The sequence below is a fragment of the Psychrobacter sp. H25 genome, from assembly GCF_059076335.1.
In genome coordinates, this window is record NZ_JCACRV010000001.1 from 2,975,809 (window position 1) to 2,999,076 (window position 23,268).

Sequence of the window (23,268 nt, forward strand, 5' to 3'; positions counted from 1 at the left end):
ATTATCCCAATTGAAAAACAGATAACAATAAATAGAAGGTAAAAAATATGAACACGATTATAGTGAAAACCAATAGTGCAACTCAGACTGTCGCGCAAGTACAAGTAGTCACCGAAGATGGAAAGCCTACTATTATTAAAGCTGTGGACAAGGTTAATTACGAGTTTCATGATACGGCAATCGGTCGTGCGCCCAATCATATTATTACCAAGCGTCTAAAAAATGATTTGCATGTCTCGTTCGAAAAAGATGGCGAAAACAGTGATCTTATAATAGAAGGGTTCTACGACGAGGCAAACAGTGCACTGCTCGGAATCGCTGAAGATGGTGAGTACTATTACTATATTCCGGATACTGGTGAGACTTACGACTATGTCACGCAGCTAGAGACAGGGGATGTGGAAGGTCAGGCATTGGGTGGCACTGAATATATAGCGGCGGCTGCGATACCTTGGTGGATACCTGCAGCAGCAGGCGTTGGCTTAGCTGGTCTAGTAGCAGCCCTTAGTAGTGGCAGTGATGATGACAATGAGCCAGCTGAACCTGCTTCTATAGTGAGCCTTAGTGGGGTGATGAACCTAAGCGAAGCAGATGCTGCCGATAATGCGAATACAGCGTTGTACACAGTCAGTCTGGATAAAGTGAGTGAGACAGATACTACAGTTACGATAACGATCACACCTGGATCTGCTGATGGTGATGACTATAGTGCGCCAGCCACGCAAACAGTCACGATTCCGGCTGGACAGACCTCTGTTGATTTTGGAGTGCCTATTGTCAATGATGATGTCTATGAAGGAGCAGAAGGCTTTCAAGTAGCGATCACAAGTGTCAGCACGGGCAGAGCTACTATTGATACTGCCAATAGCACTGTAGAAACGACTGTATATGATGATGGTACGACTGATGGTAGTACACCAGTCGATCCTAACAATCCGATGACAGGAAGTGATATACCCGTGGTCAGCATTGTGGCAACTGATGGTCAAGCGATTGAAGGGATTGATAATGGGTTAGTTTTCGCTGTATCACAAAACAAAATTAGTAACTTCAACACCTTAGTTGACGTAAAAATTAATGATACAAGCAGTATCGAATTGGCAGATATTGCTTCTATTAGTTATGTTAACATTGATGGTGTTACTGTATTTCTGAGTAATGCAAATGATATCCAAGATTTTCTTATCAATGGAGCGAGTGTCAGAATACCAGCAGGACAGAGCTCGGCACCAGTCATTAATGTCACAGTGGTCGACGATGCCATCTATGAGGTCTCAGAAGCCCTAAGCATGAGCATCAGCAATCCGATCAACGCCAGCATTGGCACCGCCACTGATGTCGCCACCATCTTCGATGAAGATGCAGCAGACGGCACCGTCAACGAGGGCGACAAACCGAGCGTTAGCGTGGGCAATGCCAGCGCCACAGAAGGGGACAATCTGGTTCACCAAGTCACCGTCAATGGCGTCACCGAAGCGGATGTCACCTATGACTTTGACTTGGCAGGTAATAGCGCCACCGCGGCCACCGACTTTAGCAACGCCCCCGTCTTTAGCAACGGCGTCATCAACAATAATGATGGCACCATCACCGTCCCTGCTGGGGTGACCGACTTTACCGTCAGCTATCCTGTGCTCAATGATGCCATCCTTGAGAACGATGAAACCACCGAGCTTACCATTGGCAATGACAGTGGCACTGGCACCATCATTGATGCTTTAGATGCCATTCCTGTGGTGAGCATTGCCGCGGTGAGTGATAGCGCCACCGAAGGGGCAGACGACAGCATCGTCTTTAGTCTCAGCCAAACGGGCGCAACGGACAAAGACAGCACTGTCACCGCAAGCCTAGTGCTTGGCGACAGTGATGCCAGCGACATTGACAGCATCACCTTTACCGATGCCAATGGCAGCCAAACCATCAGCGTGGCGGACGCCATTGCTGGGGTTAGCGTGACCATTCCTGCGGGCAGCAGTGTCCTGCCAACGTTCACCATCAGCCCAACTGACGATGCCATCTATGAGGTCTCAGAAGCCTTAAGCATGAGCATCAGCAATCCGATCAACGCCAGCATTGGCACCGCCACTGATGTCGCCACCATCTTCGATGAAGATGCAGCAGACGGCACCGTCAACGAGGGCGACAAACCGAGCGTTAGCGTGGGCAATGCCAGCGCCACAGAAGGGGACAATCTGGTTCACCAAGTCACCGTCAATGGCGTCACCGAAGCGGATGTCACCTATGACTTTGACTTGGCAGGTAATAGCGCCACCGAGGCCACTGACTTTAGCAACGCCCCCGTCTTTAGCAACGGCGTCATCAACAATAATGATGGCACCATCACCGTCCCTGCTGGGGTGACCGACTTTACCGTCAGCTATCCTGTGCTCAATGATGCCATCCTTGAGAACGATGAAACCACCGAGCTTACCATTGGCAATGACAGTGGCACTGGCACCATCATTGATGCTTTAGATGCCATTCCTGTGGTGAGCATTGCCGCGGTGAGTGATAGCGCCACCGAAGGGGCAGACGACAGCATCGTCTTTAGTCTCAGCCAAACGGGCGCAACGGACAAAGACAGCACTGTCACCGCAAGCCTAGTGCTTGGCGACAGTGATGCCAGCGACATTGACAGCATCACCTTTACCGATGCCAATGGCAGCCAAACCATCAGCGTGGCGGACGCCATTGCTGGGGTTAGCGTGACCATTCCTGCGGGCAGCAGTGTCCTGCCAACGTTCACCATCAGCCCAACTGACGATGCCATCTATGAGGTCTCAGAAGCCTTAAGCATGAGCATCAGCAATCCGATCAACGCCAGCATTGGCACCGCCACTGATGTCGCCACCATCTTCGATGAAGATGCAGCAGACGGCACCGTCAACGAGGGCGACAAACCGAGCGTTAGCGTGGGCAATGCCAGCGCCACAGAAGGGGACAATCTGGTTCACCAAGTCACCGTCAATGGCGTCACCGAAGCGGATGTCACCTATGACTTTGACTTGGCAGGTAATAGCGCCACCGAGGCCACTGACTTTAGCAACGCCCCCGTCTTTAGCAACGGCGTCATCAACAATAATGATGGCACCATCACCGTCCCTGCTGGGGTGACCGACTTTACCGTCAGCTATCCTGTGCTCAATGATGCCATCCTTGAGAACGATGAAACCACCGAGCTTACCATTGGCAATGACAGTGGCACTGGCACCATCATTGATGCTTTAGATGCCATTCCTGTGGTGAGCATTGCCGCGGTGAGTGATAGCGCCACCGAAGGGGCAGACGACAGCATCGTCTTTAGTCTCAGCCAAACGGGCGCAACGGACAAAGACAGCACTGTCACCGCAAGCCTAGTGCTTGGCGACAGTGATGCCAGCGACATTGACAGCATCACCTTTACCGATGCCAATGGCAGCCAAACCATCAGCGTGGCGGACGCCATTGCTGGGGTTAGCGTGACCATTCCTGCGGGCAGCAGTGTCCTGCCAACGTTCACCATCAGCCCAACTGACGATGCCATCTATGAGGTCTCAGAAGCCTTAAGCATGAGCATCAGCAATCCGATCAACGCCAGCATTGGCACCGCCACTGATGTCGCCACCATCTTCGATGAAGATGCAGCAGACGGCACCGTCAACGAGGGCGACAAACCGAGCGTTAGCGTGGGCAATGCCAGCGCCACAGAAGGGGACAATCTGGTTCACCAAGTCACCGTCAATGGCGTCACCGAAGCGGATGTCACCTATGACTTTGACTTGGCAGGTAATAGCGCCACCGAGGCCACTGACTTTAGCAACGCCCCCGTCTTTAGCAACGGCGTCATCAACAATAATGATGGCACCATCACCGTCCCTGCTGGGGTGACCGACTTTACCGTCAGCTATCCTGTGCTCAATGATGCCATCCTTGAGAACGATGAAACCACCGAGCTTACCATTGGCAATGACAGTGGCACTGGCACCATCATTGATGCTTTAGATGCCATTCCTGTGGTGAGCATTGCCGCGGTGAGTGATAGCGCCACCGAAGGGGCAGACGACAGCATCGTCTTTAGTCTCAGCCAAACGGGCGCAACGGACAAAGACAGCACTGTCACCGCAAGCCTAGTGCTTGGCGACAGTGATGCCAGCGACATTGACAGCATCACCTTTACCGATGCCAATGGCAGCCAAACCATCAGCGTGGCGGACGCCATTGCTGGGGTTAGCGTGACCATTCCTGCGGGCAGCAGTGTCCTGCCAACGTTCACCATCAGCCCAACTGACGATGCCATCTATGAGGTCTCAGAAGCCCTAAGCATGAGCATCAGCAATCCGATCAACGCCAGCATTGGCACCGCCACTGATGTCGCCACCATCTTCGATGAAGATGCAGCAGACGGCACCGTCAACGAGGGCGACAAACCGAGCGTTAGCGTGGGCAATGCCAGCGCCACAGAAGGGGACAATCTGGTTCACCAAGTCACCGTCAATGGCGTCACCGAAGCGGATGTCACCTATGACTTTGACTTGGCAGGTAATAGCGCCACCGAGGCCACTGACTTTAGCAACGCCCCCGTCTTTAGCAACGGCATCATCAACAATAATGATGGCACCATCACCGTCCCTGCTGGGGTGACCGACTTTACCGTCAGCTATCCTGTGCTCAATGATGCCATCCTTGAGAACGATGAAACCACCGAGCTTACCATTGGCAATGACAGTGGCACTGGCACCATCATTGATGCTTTAGATGCCATTCCTGTGGTGAGCATTGCCGCGGTGAGTGATAGCGCCACCGAAGGGGCAGACGACAGCATCGTCTTTAGTCTCAGCCAAACGGGCGCAACGGACAAAGACAGCACTGTCACCGCAAGCCTAGTGCTTGGCGACAGTGATGCCAGCGACATTGACAGCATCACCTTTACCGATGCCAATGGCAGCCAAACCATCAGCGTGGCGGACGCCATTGCTGGGGTTAGCGTGACCATTCCTGCGGGCAGCAGTGTCCTGCCAACGTTCACCATCAGCCCAACTGACGATGCCATCTATGAGGTCTCAGAAGCCTTAAGCATGAGCATCAGCAATCCGATCAACGCCAGCATTGGCACCGCCACTGATGTCGCCACCATCTTCGATGAAGATGCAGCAGACGGCACCGTCAACGAGGGCGACAAACCGAGCGTTAGCGTGGGCAATGCTAGCGCCACAGAAGGGGACAATCTGGTTCACCAAGTCACCGTCAATGGCGTCACCGAAGCGGATGTCACCTATGACTTTGACTTGGCAGGTAATAGCGCCACCGAGGCCACTGACTTTAGCAACGCCCCCGTCTTTAGCAACGGCGTCATCAACAATAATGATGGCACCATCACCGTCCCTGCTGGGGTGACCGACTTTACCGTCAGCTATCCTGTGCTCAATGATGCCATCCTTGAGAACGATGAAACCACCGAGCTTACCATTGGCAATGACAGTGGCACTGGCACCATCATTGATGCTTTAGATGCCATTCCTGTGGTGAGCATTGCCGCGGTGAGTGATAGCGCCACCGAAGGGGCAGACGACAGCATCGTCTTTAGTCTCAGCCAAACGGGCGCAACGGACAAAGACAGCACTGTCACCGCAAGCCTAGTGCTTGGCGACAGTGATGCCAGCGACATTGACAGCATCACCTTTACCGATGCCAATGGCAGCCAAACCATCAGCGTGGCGGACGCCATTGCTGGGGTTAGCGTGACCATTCCTGCGGGCAGCAGTGTCCTGCCAACGTTCACCATCAGCCCAACTGACGATGCCATCTATGAGGTCTCAGAAGCCTTAAGCATGAGCATCAGCAATCCGATCAACGCCAGCATTGGCACCGCCTTTGATGTCGCCACCATCTTCGATGAAGATGCAGCAGACGGCACCGTCAACGAGGGCGACAAACCGAGCGTTAGCGTGGGCAATGCTAGCGCCACAGAAGGGGACAATCTGGTTCACCAAGTCACCGTCAATGGCGTCACCGAAGCGGATGTCACCTATGACTTTGACTTGGCAGGTAATAGCGCCACCGAGGCCACTGACTTTAGCAACGCCCCCGTCTTTAGCAACGGCATCATCAACAATAATGATGGCACCATCACCGTCCCTGCTGGGGTGACCGACTTTACCGTCAGCTATCCTGTGCTCAATGATGCCATCCTTGAGAACGATGAAACCACCGAGCTTACCATTGGCAATGACAGTGGCACTGGCACCATCATTGATGCTTTAGATGCCATTCCTGTGGTGAGCATTGCCGCGGTGAGTGATAGCGCCACCGAAGGGGCAGACGACAGCATCGTCTTTAGTCTCAGCCAAACGGGCGCAACGGACAAAGACAGCACTGTCACCGCAAGCCTAGTGCTTGGCGACAGTGATGCCAGCGACATTGACAGCATCACCTTTACCGATGCCAATGGCAGCCAAACCATCAGCGTGGCGGACGCCATTGCTGGGGTTAGCGTGACCATTCCTGCGGGCAGCAGTGTCCTGCCAACGTTCACCATCAGCCCAACTGACGATGCCATCTATGAGGTCTCAGAAGCCTTAAGCATGAGCATCAGCAATCCGATCAACGCCAGCATTGGCACCGCCACTGATGTCGCCACCATCTTCGATGAAGATGCAGCAGACGGCACCGTCAACGAGGGCGACAAACCGAGCGTTAGCGTGGGCAATGCTAGCGCCACAGAAGGGGACAATCTGGTTCACCAAGTCACCGTCAATGGCGTCACCGAAGCGGATGTCACCTATGACTTTGACTTGGCAGGTAATAGCGCCACCGAGGCCACTGACTTTAGCAACGCCCCCGTCTTTAGCAACGGCATCATCAACAATAATGATGGCACCATCACCGTCCCTGCTGGGGTGACCGACTTTACCGTCAGCTATCCTGTGCTCAATGATGCCATCCTTGAGAACGATGAAACCACCGAGCTTACCATTGGCAATGACAGTGGCACTGGCACCATCATTGATGCTTTAGATGCCATTCCTGTGGTGAGCATTGCCGCGGTGAGTGATAGCGCCACCGAAGGGGCAGACGACAGCATCGTCTTTAGTCTCAGCCAAACGGGCGCAACGGACAAAGACAGCACTGTCACCGCAAGCCTAGTGCTTGGCGACAGTGATGCCAGCGACATTGACAGCATCACCTTTACCGATGCCAATGGCAGCCAAACCATCAGCGTGGCGGACGCCATTGCTGGGGTTAGCGTGACCATTCCTGCGGGCAGCAGTGTCCTGCCAACGTTCACCATCAGCCCAACTGACGATGCCATCTATGAGGTCTCAGAAGCCTTAAGCATGAGCATCAGCAATCCGATCAACGCCAGCATTGGCACCGCCACTGATGTCGCCACCATCTTCGATGAAGATGCAGCAGACGGCACCGTCAACGAGGGCGACAAACCGAGCGTTAGCGTGGGCAATGCTAGCGCCACAGAAGGGGACAATCTGGTTCACCAAGTCACCGTCAATGGCGTCACCGAAGCGGATGTCACCTATGACTTTGACTTGGCAGGTAATAGCGCCACCGAGGCCACTGACTTTAGCAACGCCCCCGTCTTTAGCAACGGCGTCATCAACAATAATGATGGCACCATCACCGTCCCTGCTGGGGTGACCGACTTTACCGTCAGCTATCCTGTGCTCAATGATGCCATCCTTGAGAACGATGAAACCACCGAGCTTACCATTGGCAATGACAGTGGCACTGGCACCATCATTGATGCTTTAGATGCCATTCCTGTGGTGAGCATTGCCGCGGTGAGTGATAGCGCCACCGAAGGGGCAGACGACAGCATCGTCTTTAGTCTCAGCCAAACGGGCGCAACGGACAAAGACAGCACTGTCACCGCAAGCCTAGTGCTTGGCGACAGTGATGCCAGCGACATTGACAGCATCACCTTTACCGATGCCAATGGCAGCCAAACCATCAGCGTGGCGGACGCCATTGCTGGGGTTAGCGTGACCATTCCTGCGGGCAGCAGTGTCCTGCCAACGTTCACCATCAGCCCAACTGACGATGCCATCTATGAGGTCTCAGAAGCCCTAAGCATGAGCATCAGCAATCCGATCAACGCCAGCATTGGCACCGCCACTGATGTCGCCACCATCTTCGATGAAGATGCAGCAGACGGCACCGTCAACGAGGGCGACAAACCGAGCGTTAGCGTGGGCAATGCTAGCGCCACAGAAGGGGACAATCTGGTTCACCAAGTCACCGTCAATGGCGTCACCGAAGCGGATGTCACCTATGACTTTGACTTGGCAGGTAATAGCGCCACCGAGGCCACTGACTTTAGCAACGCCCCCGTCTTTAGCAACGGCATCATCAACAATAATGATGGCACCATCACCGTCCCTGCTGGGGTGACCGACTTTACCGTCAGCTATCCTGTGCTCAATGATGCCATCCTTGAGAACGATGAAACCACCGAGCTTACCATTGGCAATGACAGTGGCACTGGCACCATCATTGATGCTTTAGATGCCATTCCTGTGGTGAGCATTGCCGCGGTGAGTGATAGCGCCACCGAAGGGGCAGACGACAGCATCGTCTTTAGTCTCAGCCAAACGGGCGCAACGGACAAAGACAGCACTGTCACCGCAAGCCTAGTGCTTGGCGACAGTGATGCCAGCGACATTGACAGCATCACCTTTACCGATGCCAATGGCAGCCAAACCATCAGCGTGGCGGACGCCATTGCTGGGGTTAGCGTGACCATTCCTGCGGGCAGCAGTGTCCTGCCAACGTTCACCATCAGCCCAACTGACGATGCCATCTATGAGGTCTCAGAAGCCTTAAGCATGAGCATCAGCAATCCGATCAACGCCAGCATTGGCACCGCCACTGATGTCGCCACCATCTTCGATGAAGATGCAGCAGACGGCACCGTCAACGAGGGCGACAAACCGAGCGTTAGCGTGGGCAATGCTAGCGCCACAGAAGGGGACAATCTGGTTCACCAAGTCACCGTCAATGGCGTCACCGAAGCGGATGTCACCTATGACTTTGACTTGGCAGGTAATAGCGCCACCGAGGCCACTGACTTTAGCAACGCCCCCGTCTTTAGCAACGGCGTCATCAACAATAATGATGGCACCATCACCGTCCCTGCTGGGGTGACCGACTTTACCGTCAGCTATCCTGTGCTCAATGATGCCATCCTTGAGAACGATGAAACCACCGAGCTTACCATTGGCAATGACAGTGGCACTGGCACCATCATTGATGCTTTAGATGCCATTCCTGTGGTGAGCATTGCCGCGGTGAGTGATAGCGCCACCGAAGGGGCAGACGACAGCATCGTCTTTAGTCTCAGCCAAACGGGCGCAACGGACAAAGACAGCACTGTCACCGCAAGCCTAGTGCTTGGCGACAGTGATGCCAGCGACATTGACAGCATCACCTTTACCGATGCCAATGGCAGCCAAACCATCAGCGTGGCGGACGCCATTGCTGGGGTTAGCGTGACCATTCCTGCGGGCAGCAGTGTCCTGCCAACGTTCACCATCAGCCCAACTGACGATGCCATCTATGAGGTCTCAGAAGCCTTAAGCATGAGCATCAGCAATCCGATCAACGCCAGCATTGGCACCGCCACTGATGTCGCCACCATCTTCGATGAAGATGCAGCAGACGGCACCGTCAACGAGGGCGACAAACCGAGCGTTAGCGTGGGCAATGCTAGCGCCACAGAAGGGGACAATCTGGTTCACCAAGTCACCGTCAATGGCGTCACCGAAGCGGATGTCACCTATGACTTTGACTTGGCAGGTAATAGCGCCACCGAGGCCACTGACTTTAGCAACGCCCCCGTCTTTAGCAACGGCATCATCAACAATAATGATGGCACCATCACCGTCCCTGCTGGGGTGACCGACTTTACCGTCAGCTATCCTGTGCTCAATGATGCCATCCTTGAGAACGATGAAACCACCGAGCTTACCATTGGCAATGACAGTGGCACTGGCACCATCATTGATGCTTTAGATGCCATTCCTGTGGTGAGCATTGCCGCGGTGAGTGATAGCGCCACCGAAGGGGCAGACGACAGCATCGTCTTTAGTCTCAGCCAAACGGGCGCAACGGACAAAGACAGCACTGTCACCGCAAGCCTAGTGCTTGGCGACAGTGATGCCAGCGACATTGACAGCATCACCTTTACCGATGCCAATGGCAGCCAAACCATCAGCGTGGCGGACGCCATTGCTGGGGTTAGCGTGACCATTCCTGCGGGCAGCAGTGTCCTGCCAACGTTCACCATCAGCCCAACTGACGATGCCATCTATGAGGTCTCAGAAGCCTTAAGCATGAGCATCAGCAATCCGATCAACGCCAGCATTGGCACCGCCACTGATGTCGCCACCATCTTCGATGAAGATGCAGCAGACGGCACCGTCAACGAGGGCGACAAACCGAGCGTTAGCGTGGGCAATGCTAGCGCCACAGAAGGGGACAATCTGGTTCACCAAGTCACCGTCAATGGCGTCACCGAAGCGGATGTCACCTATGACTTTGACTTGGCAGGTAATAGCGCCACCGAGGCCACTGACTTTAGCAACGCCCCCGTCTTTAGCAACGGCATCATCAACAATAATGATGGCACCATCACCGTCCCTGCTGGGGTGACCGACTTTACCGTCAGCTATCCTGTGCTCAATGATGCCATCCTTGAGAACGATGAAACCACCGAGCTTACCATTGGCAATGACAGTGGCACTGGCACCATCATTGATGCTTTAGATGCCATTCCTGTGGTGAGCATTGCCGCGGTGAGTGATAGCGCCACCGAAGGGGCAGACGACAGCATCGTCTTTAGTCTCAGCCAAACGGGCGCAACGGACAAAGACAGCACTGTCACCGCAAGCCTAGTGCTTGGCGACAGTGATGCCAGCGACATTGACAGCATCACCTTTACCGATGCCAATGGCAGCCAAACCATCAGCGTGGCGGACGCCATTGCTGGGGTTAGCGTGACCATTCCTGCGGGCAGCAGTGTCCTGCCAACGTTCACCATCAGCCCAACTGACGATGCCATCTATGAGGTCTCAGAAGCCTTAAGCATGAGCATCAGCAATCCGATCAACGCCAGCATTGGCACCGCCACTGATGTCGCCACCATCTTCGATGAAGATGCAGCAGACGGCACCGTCAACGAGGGCGACAAACCGAGCGTTAGCGTGGGCAATGCTAGCGCCACAGAAGGGGACAATCTGGTTCACCAAGTCACCGTCAATGGCGTCACCGAAGCGGATGTCACCTATGACTTTGACTTGGCAGGTAATAGCGCCACCGAGGCCACTGACTTTAGCAACGCCCCCGTCTTTAGCAACGGCATCATCAACAATAATGATGGCACCATCACCGTCCCTGCTGGGGTGACCGACTTTACCGTCAGCTATCCTGTGCTCAATGATGCCATCCTTGAGAACGATGAAACCACCGAGCTTACCATTGGCAATGACAGTGGCACTGGCACCATCATTGATGCTTTAGATGCCATTCCTGTGGTGAGCATTGCCGCGGTGAGTGATAGCGCCACCGAAGGGGCAGACGACAGCATCGTCTTTAGTCTCAGCCAAACGGGCGCAACGGACAAAGACAGCACTGTCACCGCAAGCCTAGTGCTTGGCGACAGTGATGCCAGCGACATTGACAGCATCACCTTTACCGATGCCAATGGCAGCCAAACCATCAGCGTGGCGGACGCCATTGCTGGGGTTAGCGTGACCATTCCTGCGGGCAGCAGTGTCCTGCCAACGTTCACCATCAGCCCAACTGACGATGCCATCTATGAGGTCTCAGAAGCCTTAAGCATGAGCATCAGCAATCCGATCAACGCCAGCATTGGCACCGCCACTGATGTCGCCACCATCTTCGATGAAGATGCAGCAGACGGCACCGTCAACGAGGGCGACAAACCGAGCGTTAACATTGCTGCCACTGATGCGCAATCGATTGAAGGGGTGGACAATGTCTTGAGCTTTACGGTTGAGCAAGATAGTGAAAGTAATTTTGACACTACAGTGCAAGTGACAGTTGATCCAAGTAGTGACGTAGAAGCGGCAGATATTGCTTCGATTATCTATATCAATGCGACTGGTGATCAAGTGGTTATTACCGATGCTACGGTCATAGCAGAAGTTTTAGATGGTAGTACTATACTTGAGCTCAAAGTTCCTGCAGGAAGCCAAACAGCACCTGCTATTATTGTCACTACTAATAATGATGATATCTTTGAGAGCAGTGAGCAGCTCAGCTTTGTGGTCACTAGTGCTGATAATGCAGACATTGATAGTGCTGTTGCGACTGGCACTATTTTAGACGAAGATGCGGTAGACGGTACACCTCAAGCAGGTGATAAGCCGACTGCAATTGTCACTAGAGACAGTGTGGTTGAGGGGAATACTCTTGAGTTCACCGTTGATTTGAGCAACCTATCTGAGTCTGATACAACAGTAGCGCTGACGTTAGCGAATGGTACAGCGGTACTTGGCACAGACACGAATACGTCTGTCGAAGTAAGCTTAGATGGTGGCAACACCTTTAGCACGGTTACTGTTGCTATAGATGGTACCTTTAGTGTGGATGTTCCCGCTAATAGTACGGATGGTATCATCGTGCGTGTATCTACTGTTGATGACAATATTGATGAGCCAGATGAAACCATTACACTGACAGCAAGCGCAACTGACCAAGTCACACCAAGCACAGCGACTGGTACCATCATTGATAACGATGATGCGCCTGTTGTTTCAATTGTTGGTGCTACTTTAGTAAATGAAGATGCTGGTACGGTCACTTATACCGTTAGCTTAACCAACCCATCATCAACGGCTGTGACGGTTGATTATGCCACCAGCAATGGTACAGCCACTGCTGGGGCTGATTATGGTGCAAACTCAGGTACGTTGACTTTTGCACCAGGGGAGGTAACCAAAACGGTAACGGTTGCTATTACTGACGACACCCTGTTTGAAAATTCTGAGAACTATACTATCGCTTTATCTAATCCATCACTCAATGCCAGTATTGATAGCAAGCAAGCAAGTGTTACCACCGCCATTGCTGACAATGATATAGCACCAACCGTCACTATTGAAGATACAGATGCAGCCACAACACCACAAGATAACAGCGTGGTTGAAGGCACAGGTAACACTGTGACTGGCGCTATCGATATCACTAACCCGCAAAGTGTCGCAGCGCTGACTATCAACAGTGTCGATGTGACCACAGCCACCGCTGCTAATCCTGTGATTATAAATGGTAGCGAAGGCCAACTGGTTATTACGGATTACAACTCGGCCACAGGCTCGCTCACTTATGCATATACCGAAGATGGCAGTGCTGAAATGCACAACACCGCTGGTGACAATGTATTAGACCAGTTTACTGTCAATCTCACCAATAGTGCAGGTGGGACTTCATCTGACACGTTAGATATTCGTATCATTGATACCGCGCCTACTGCCAATCCAGATACTAATAGCCTTACTGAAGAGACAGACAAAGTAACAGGTAACGTGCTCACGGCTACAGGTGCAGCAGCAACAGATGTCGCCGACAGTTTAGGGGCAGACGCAACATCTGTCACGGCGATAGAATCAGTTACATCTACCACGGTGACGGGTACAGTAGGTGGAAGTACACAAGGTGACTATGGTGTGCTTTCGCTCAATGCAGATGGCAGTTACAGTTACGATCTTGATAACGATGCAGTACAATATCTTGCTGTCGATGATGAACCTTTAACCGAAACCTTCAACTACACCATCACAGATGCTGATGGTGATACCAGTACGACCACTTTGACTGTGAATATCAATGGTACTAACGATAGACCTGTCATCACTAACGTTGCGAACGGTAACAACATCATCGAAACTGCTGCAGCAATAACCGAGCAGGCTGATGGTACTGCTATCATTCGAACGGGTACCCTTAGCTTTGCGGATACTGATGACAGTGATGAGCCGACGATTAGTGAAATCGCGGCAGAAAACATCTATGTCTATGACTCAAACAACACAACCTTTACCAATGCCAATCCATTAACAGATGTTCAAAAAGCAGCCTTATCAAGTATATTTGAAGCAGATAATAATGCAGGCAGCTTTGAAGAGGGTAGCTGGAGTATTAATGCTGAGGCGGACGTCATTGATTTCCTTCCTGAAGGGGAAACCATCACCATTCGTTATGCCGTACAAGTCAATGATAATGAAGGTATCACCAATGCTGTTAATGGTAACGAAATCAGTACCAGTGAGCTTCGCTACATTGAAGTGACCATTACAGGTACTGATGATAGTATCGCGCTTGTAGATGATACTGATAGTACCGATGAAGATACAGTATTATCAGTGGCGGCTGCCAATGGTATTTTTGCAAACGATACTGCAGATGCTGATGCCAATACAGAGTTAACTGTCGATAGTTATACCGTTGCTGGTATGATGGGGACATTCAACGTAGGTGTTGCTACTAGCGTCACTATAGACGGCTCTATCATTGGTGAGCTGACAATAAACACTGATGGAAGCTATATCTTTGATCCTGCTGAAAACTTTAGTGGCACCGTACCAGTGGTCACTATTGCTGTCAATAATGGTCCTAATGCCGCAACTCCAGAAAGCGGTACAGAGACACTGACGATCACCGTCAATCCAGTATCAGATGCACCAGATATTGGTGATGATATTGCATTATCAACTGACGAAGATAACACTACCGCTAGCTTAGGTTTGCAACCACCTGTTATTAGTGATGATACGGATTTAGATGGCATAGGGAATGCTACTGACAACCCTGAACGTATCGGTTTGATTACCTTAACGGGTATACCAGATAGTGCAACCCTAAACTACGGGGGTAATACCTATGCATCAACTGGTGCTGACATCACCATATTATTAAGTGATTATTTGACTAATGACCAAATAATCACTAATGCAGGCACACCAACCATCACCATGACCAGTGCTGAATTTGAAGCGATGACACTAACGCCACCTGCCGATGATGCTACTAACATCTCTTTTGAGATGTCAGTGATAGAATATGAAGTTGATAACAGTGGTAATATCCTTGCAGGAGTGGATGGTGCAGAGAGTACCGTCACTATTGATATTGATGTTCAAGCTGTGACGGATACTGAAGATAATAATGCTGCGAATAATAATCCGAATGATGATGATATTATTGACTATAGTACCTTTGGCTATGACCAGAATGAGGTAACGGGAGATACCTTAACGGTCACTGTAAATGAAGGTGAGTCTGTTGATTTACCAATCACCACCAATTTTGGTGATTTAGTGGGTAGAGGTGGAAGTCTAGAGACCTATGGTTTCGTAATTAGCGGATTACAGCCAGATGCTGTTGTCTCATTTATACCTGCTGGTAGTAGTAGGGTGACCGAGTATACTGTTGATACCAACGGTCAGGTATTGATTGGTGTTAATGCTGCCGCACCGACATCTACTAGTTTGAGAGTCAATGGTGGCTCAGAGCCGCAAATTAGCATCACATCAGCTGAATATAACTCACAAGATATGAGTAATATTACCGTGTCGTTATTTACCCAAGACCACGATACTGACTCATCTCCAAGAAATAAAACGGTTGAGCTAATCGATACTGTTAACGTTAATCTGACCGTGGCACCTGTTGCTGGTCAAGTAGTAGCGAATGATGTTAGTACAACTGAAGACACAGCCTTCACACTTGATGAGTTTGATTTTGCAGTACTTGATGACCAAGACGGCAGCTCAGCTGTTGCCGAAATCATCACTACAATTCGGTTTATTTTGCCGGAAGGTTGGACATATAACGATGGTACCACCGATACAGTAGGCGCGAGTGGCGGTACGGTGATTGTTATTACCGACACCTCTGATTTGGGTAGCTTGTCGCTTACGCCACCTGCGCAGTCTTCAACAGATACTGATATCGACTTTGAAGTAACCAGTGCAGATTTGGATGATGATGGAGATGTAGCCGTTGCTATCAGTGAAACAACCACATTAACCCAAACGATTAACATCACGCCTGTAGCCGAAGTTGTGGGTAGTGATATTGATGGTGATGGTACGCCTGACTTAACCATTAATCCAGACTACACTTACACTGCTGTAGCGCAAGAAGACGCTGCATTTGACCTTGGTGTTGACGGTACATTCAGATTACTCGATAACTGGTCAAACCAAGATGATACGGTTGATTTTGGAGAAGAAAGCCATACTACTGCCCTCAATGATTCTGAGCAGACTTATGCTCATCTGACGTTTGGTAGTAGAGACAATGGTGTGTTTACTGCCATTGAAGGCGCCGTATTTACCTATAACAACGGTAGTAATACCTTGTCGCTTACAGATAATGGGACGGGTGTCGATATTCCAGCCGCTTATCTGAATACGGTTACTGTGACCCCGCCGCAAGACTATAGCGATTATACAGTCACTTCGGTATCGGCTACTGCTGAGACAGCAGTCAAAGTAGAAGCTGTGACTATCGACTATGATGAAGATACAGATACTAGTGTCGAGCCAGTAACGAGTGGTGAGAGTTACTTAACTTTCACAGTTGCAGGTGTTGCTGACCAAGTTACGCTAGGAGTCGATCCTGCCACAGGTTTAGAGGATCAGGCAATTAGCGGTGGTAATAATCGTGATGGGTCATCAGTTGCAGTTGTTGTTCCTACCGATGGTATTCCTTTGAACATCCGCCCAAGCTCACGTGACGATGATGGATCAGAATCTTATGACGTCACTATTACAGACATTCCGCTAGGCGCTCAGTTATATGCCGATAATGATGGGACACTGACGCTGTTGGATACTACTGGGGGCTCAGTAACCATAGCTAATTACACCAATACAGTGAGCGATTTATACTTTGTACCAGCTGAAAACTATAGCGGCAAAGCCAATCTCCAAGTATCAGCAGTCAGTAGAGAGAGCGATGGAAACATCAGTGCTTCTAGCGCAACATTGAACTTGCCTATTAGTGTCGTTGGCCTAGCAGATCTTATTGTAAATGACAACCTAGCAACTGAGACTGCAACGATAGTGGATATTGATGAGCAGTCTGTCACCAAAGATTATACGTATGTTGGTATCGAAGGCGCTGGCAATGACAGCATATCGTTGTCAGCGTTCTTTGCTGATACTGCCAATATTGCCGCTTATGATACTGGTAGTCCAGCAGCAGAGCAGGTCACTTACAAGGTGACAGGCGTGCCTATAGGATTTGGCATCACGGGAGCAGTGTTCTTAGGCGGTAGTGAAAGTGAAGGTACTCGTAGCTGGTCTGTATCTTTAGACGCTCTCAAAGACGGCTCAGCAAAACTGACAACGCCTGAAAACTTTGCTGGTGATATCGAGCTGACCATTACAGGAACGACGACGGAAGTGGTGTCCGGCAATAGTGCGACTCATGACGCTAAAGTTGTCTCTGTATTAATTACGCCTGATGCTGCTGATGGGGTAGTCAACAACCCGCAAGTGTTAGCGGTTGAAGATGAGTGGACGACTGTCGATTTCCTTGCGTCATTTGTGAGTGACGATACAGTGGTGTCAAGCAATAGCGATATTGGATATGAGTCACTTGAGACCATAACAATCAAAGCTGACGACCTGATAGATCGAGACTTATCACTACGCATTGATGGCACTGAAGAGAGTCTGAATGCAGGTGAAACGTATTCATATAGTCCCAATCAAACGATTGAGATTAGGTACGATGAAACCAAGCGTCATAGCGATGACAATGTCACATTGCCTTTTGAGTACACTTATACAGATACCGCATTGCTTGAGGACGACGCTACGATTAGCAGTCAATCACCAACAGGAACGGCTAATGTAAACGTGACGTTCCAAGCAGTGACTGACATGCCAACAATAAGCGTAGATGTGACAGACAACAGCATCAATAATAACGGTACAGATGATACGGCATCAGCGATTATCGCCATATCCTCCCCTGACCAAGATGGGACTGAGTCTTTTACTCGTTTAGAGGTTCGCGACGTCCCTGATGGTATTGTTGTACAAGGCGGTATCTTAGCGGGCACTACCTGGTATGTCGACGTACCAGATACGGCCATTACAGACTCAGCGCCAGAGTACACACTGGTATTGGCTCGCAACCCAAACACCAACGATATCCCTGTAGGCACCTTCAATGTCACTGTAGTAGGTGTCACACAAGATATCAATGGCGAGGGTATCGATGGTAGTGAAGCGACGGTTGTAGGTATATTCCCTATTACCTTAACAAGAGATGGAAATGGCGGTAATCCTGCCCCCGTTGATCTGATCGATACGCTCAATGTCACTCCTACGCCTCAGTCAGAAGATGCTGCTATTTTATTGTCTAGTTTAGTAAATGCTGAGTTGAGCGATACAAATGTAGTTAGTGCTTATAGCTTCTTACTAACTGATCTACCTGAAGGCACAGTGTTGAGTAGCAATAATCCAAACGTAAGTGTACAGCAAGTCGCAGGTCAGTGGATTATCAGCGTTGAAGATAGCGAGGAGCTAACACCTAATCAAGCGCTAGGTAATGTTGTTTTGACACCACCTGAAAACTTTAGTACCAATGAGGCTAATGTTGGTCAAGAGCTCAGTTTTAATGTTGAATTCACTGCGCTGAACGACCAAGGTTTAGAAGATAATTTGAGAATCGATGACGTTAATGTAGAGATAACACCAGTCACTGATCCTTTCGACAACGATGGTCAGACCACAGCATTGGCCGTTAATGAGGATACTCCTATCGCCATCAATATAAACTTAACCAATAGTGCGGATGGAGACTATGTTTCTCTGGTTGATGGTAGGCTTTATCTACAACTCGATGAGAGTGGTTTGACCGATGTTAATGGTGGTGCTGGTGTGCTGACTGATAGTAGTAACAACCCTCTAGTACCTATCACGTTGGCCGATGGTGAAGTGGGCGATATTCCTGCTGGTACTTACTACGTCGTTGATGTTGCAGATACAGACAGTGATATCGATGGTATCAACCCTGCTGACACGATCACGGTCAATTATACCCCTGCCGAAAATGAAGATGGCACGGCAGTAGTGAATGTATACGCAGCACACAATGAAGTCGATGAGATCAGTGGTGATGATAGCGTGACATTGACATATCAGCACAGTTACGATATCGCAGTTGCTGCACAACCAGATGCATTGGCTATTTTGGATAGAGATGATGATGATTTAATGGTTACTGCAACGGGGGATGAGGATACACTCATAGCCATACCTTATCAGATCAATCCAGTAGATGAAGGAGACGATGCAGCAGCGATCACTTTAGACGATGTGCCTAATGGTTATCTGGTGTATTACATTAACACCTCAGGAGACACTGTTCTAGCCAGTAACAATGGCGTCTCAGGTAGTAATAACAATAACTCATGGTCAATCAATGCCAGTCAGCTAAATAACATTAATCGTGGTGAAGTAGGTGAGATGGATAATATCTTTATTCAAGCGCCTGAGAATGTCAGTGGCACGGTTTCAGGTATTGAAGTCAGCGTCATCAGTGACAGTGGTTTGGCCAGTACCCCGCTTGTAGTGACCTTAGATGTGACACCTGTGGCCGATGAAATCGTATTCAATCCATCTACCTTAGTTGGTTTCCAAGGTAAGTGGACGACGCTCAACTTAAATGCTGCAATGGAAGATATTGATGGCAGTGAAACCGTTAATATCATTGTGACTGGTGACAATCTATATGGTGATGTACTACAGGTAACAACCAGAGATGGCGCGCCATTGAACGTAACGTGGAATGCCAGTATACAAACCTACGTTATCGAAGGAGTACCTTATGAAAGTATTAACAATTTGCGTGTACAATCGGCGACATCTTATGTTGGTCCTTTAACCATTACATTAGAAACAGTTGAAACGGGCAATGGGGATACTTTTGTCACAGACCCAGGTACCATTAATATCGATGTAGCGCCTACTTTAGTATTCAATGGCACCCCTGACGATGATGCTTTAATTTCAGTAAACCAGACGTCTGCGCTTAAATATACTGGTGGCGCAGGCGATGATTTGTTTGTCGGTGGTAGTGGAAACGATATTTTTAATGGTGATGCTGGCAATGATACTTTAACTGGCAATGCCGGTAACGATACCATTAACGGTGGCATCGGTAATGATACTATCAGTGGTGGCGCAGGTAACGATGTCCTGAATGGCGATGCTGGTAACGACATAATTAATGGCGGCATTGGCAATGATACAATTAACGGCGGTGCAGGCGCAGATACGATTGATGCCGGAGCGGGTAATGATACGATAGTGTTTGACGCTGATGACCTACTCATCAATGGTGGTGATGACGACGACACTTTGCTCATTAACGTAGCAGGAACGACAATCGACTTCGGTACTTTTAATTCAACTAAGTTTGAGAGTATTGAAACCATTAATCTGATAGGTAATGGCGCTCAAGCGCTTACCAATCTATCCACTAATGATGTGCTTGATATTATCAATGATACGGTACTTACTAACAAAGATTTGATTATCAATGGTGATAGTTCTGATAGCGTATCGTTGACCGATGAATGGACGGATACAAATACTACTGTGTCGCAGGATGGTATTAGCTACGATGTTTATAGCTTCTCGGATACCAATGGAACGCACGATCTGTTGATTCAGACTGATATTACGACCAATATTATTATATAGGTCTATTCAACTAGTACGGGGTTTGACTTTTATCTTCTACAAAACGCCATTGGATCAAATCCAGTGGCGTTTTTTTGAGTGTTGTCTACGAAATAGCATACTTTAATAACTGGCTAGCCCTCCTTACTCAGTTGCTTGTTCAGTTGCTTACTCACTCGGGTCCGATCCTGGTGGAAAGTCATGGCGTAATTGTGCGACATTATCCGTTGTGACCGTATCCGTGAAGTTATTGAGATCGCTATGCACGTATTGTGTGACGGCAGCTATTTGCGCATCATTCATCATGCTGTGAAACGACGGCATACCGCGCAGGCCGTTAATGATTACGCCAATAATATAGTACTTTGACTCCATCTTACTGTTATTGGTCAGTGGCGGATAGTAACCAGCGCCTTGCGCGCCGTCACCTTTTTGCATATGACAACCTGCACAAGAGTCGTCATAGAGTTTCTTACCGTTGGTTGTAGCAAATCCCGTTTTACCTTGTGTGCTGCCTTCAAACTTGGCGAGCCACTGCTGCATGCTGGCATCATCGCTCATTTTGGGTATCGAGCGCACATCGACGATATTACTAGTGGGTTCAGCCAACTCACTTTTGGACATGTATACGCCGCCCCATGCGCCTTGATTGCGACTGGCCTGATTGTCAAAACTGCTGTTAGATATCACAGGCGTCGTCTGTGGATTGGCGATAGTGGCTACATCTTGTGTTCTATTCTGACTACAGCCTGACAATGTTAGCAACGCGATCGACCCGCCAACTATGAGCTTTATTACGGCCTTGCCTGAGCTAGACGATTTTGTCGGGTTTGCTGTCATTATATTCATGATTGTCCCTAATGTGCCTAGTCTCATTGTTATCATCCTTAATTCAGCGCCAGACTGGTTATACAAAGTAGTTTAGCCAAGTTTCTTGGCCTTTTGATGCAAGCGTTTGGCGGCATCCATACCAGATAATATCGCGCCTTCTTGCCACGCAGGAATGTGCGAACAATGCTCACCTGCCAGTACGATGCGGTGATCAATCTCGCAGAGGGTCTCGTAATACTGCTCACGACTCGACTCGCTCCAGATACCATAACAGCCAAGCGACCAAGGGATACGGTGCCATGCGACGGATGTGCCCGAGCGGAACTCCTTGGTATATTGCGGATGAATCTGTTTGCCATAGGCGAGCGCCGCGTTGATACGCTCTTTGGGCGTCAAGGAGTTAAACTTATACGAAGTCTCGCCAAATCCATAAGCGCCAAGCAACACACCTGAGCCTGTGCTAAACATATCTTGTGAAGGGTAGGAGATTTGGGTAATCGGCAGATCAGTATAAGTGATGCCACCATAGATCCATTCATCTTCTTCCCAAAAGCGCCGTTTGAATTCTAAACCGACTTTATACGAGCTGTCATAAGGGACAGCTGCCATGGCTTGCTTCATGGGTGCGGCCACATTGATGTCAATTTGAGTCAGTATGGACAACGGAATCGTACAAATGCACCAATCTGCTCGCACGGTTTTGGCAGCACTATTAGGGCTATCGCTATCGCTATCGCTATCGACATATTCGACGCTGACGCCCGTCTCGTCTTGATTGATTTTGGTGACTTTGGCATTAAAAGTAATCATATCTCGGCACTCACGCGTAAACGCATCACCGATTTTCCCCATACCGCCGACAGGCTGAAACATCGTTGGTTGATGCACATGGACAGTATAGTTGCTATAAATGTCTGACCACATGCCTGAGTCTATTAGCTTGTCCATTGGTATCGGCGTTGATGGCTTGGCATCAGGCATCAAGCCGCCACCCGGATACACACTATAGCCGCGATGCTTGCCCGTTTCATGGCTTTTGACATAGCGATAATTGTTATCCAGAACACCCCAACCCTTTAGCCCTTCGAGTAGTTTTTCTTTGTCTTCTTTATCAACGCTACTGTCGAGACTGCCTTTATTGACGGCTTTGGATAATAATTCTGACACATAACCACGAATATCACTCTGCACCTCACCCAAGCGCTGCGGTGCACCATCGAAGTGATTGGTACGATGCAGATAGGCGCGATCATTGGTCTGGATAAAGGGCTGTAGTGCCACACCGAATTTTTTGCAGTAATGAAAGACCGCGTAGTGATGGATGGGTAATCGCCATGGACCACCATTAAAGTAATTGCCTTTTTTAAAGTCGCACGTGACCTCAGCGCCGCCCAGCTCTGTATATTTATCACCGCTATTGAGCGTCCAACTACGTCCGCCGCCGCGATTTTGGTATTCCAGCACGGTCACTTTGTAGCCTGCTTTACGTAGCTCATAGGCGGCAGTCAGCCCGCCCAATCCCGCGCCCAAAATAACGATACTGGCGCCAGCTGGTGCGCCTTTCAGATTCATTTCTTCTTTAAAGCTCGACTCGGATGCAAACCCCAACGTGGTCATCGCTTGATACATCGCGGTCGCGCCTGCGGTCTTGCCGATCATGGAGAGCAATTGCCGACGCGTAGGGGATTGGAGCAAATCATTCATAGGATTATCCTTA

Annotated in this window: 3 protein-coding genes; 1 reads left to right on the forward strand and 2 read right to left on the reverse strand. The window is 49.8% G+C overall.

Annotated features, from left to right (window positions below):
- Positions 1–47: 47 nt before the first annotated feature.
- Positions 48–20,741: a Calx-beta domain-containing protein gene (locus tag AC5JPO_RS12240; RefSeq protein ID WP_493853958.1), complete on the forward strand. Its 20,694-nt coding sequence runs from the start codon at positions 48–50 to the stop codon at positions 20,739–20,741.
- 147 nt (positions 20,742–20,888) lie between these two features.
- On the opposite strand, the gene AC5JPO_RS12245 is transcribed toward AC5JPO_RS12240, so the two are convergent.
- Together AC5JPO_RS12245 and AC5JPO_RS12250 are read right to left on the reverse strand one after the other, a co-directional pair.
- Positions 20,889–21,569, reverse strand: coding sequence for a c-type cytochrome (locus AC5JPO_RS12245; protein ID WP_493853959.1), 681 nt, complete (start codon positions 21,567–21,569; stop codon positions 20,889–20,891).
- 72 nt (positions 21,570–21,641) lie between these two features.
- Positions 21,642–23,255: a flavin monoamine oxidase family protein gene (locus AC5JPO_RS12250; protein WP_493853960.1), complete on the reverse strand. Its 1,614-nt coding sequence runs from the start codon at positions 23,253–23,255 to the stop codon at positions 21,642–21,644.
- Positions 23,256–23,268 lie beyond the last annotated feature (13 nt).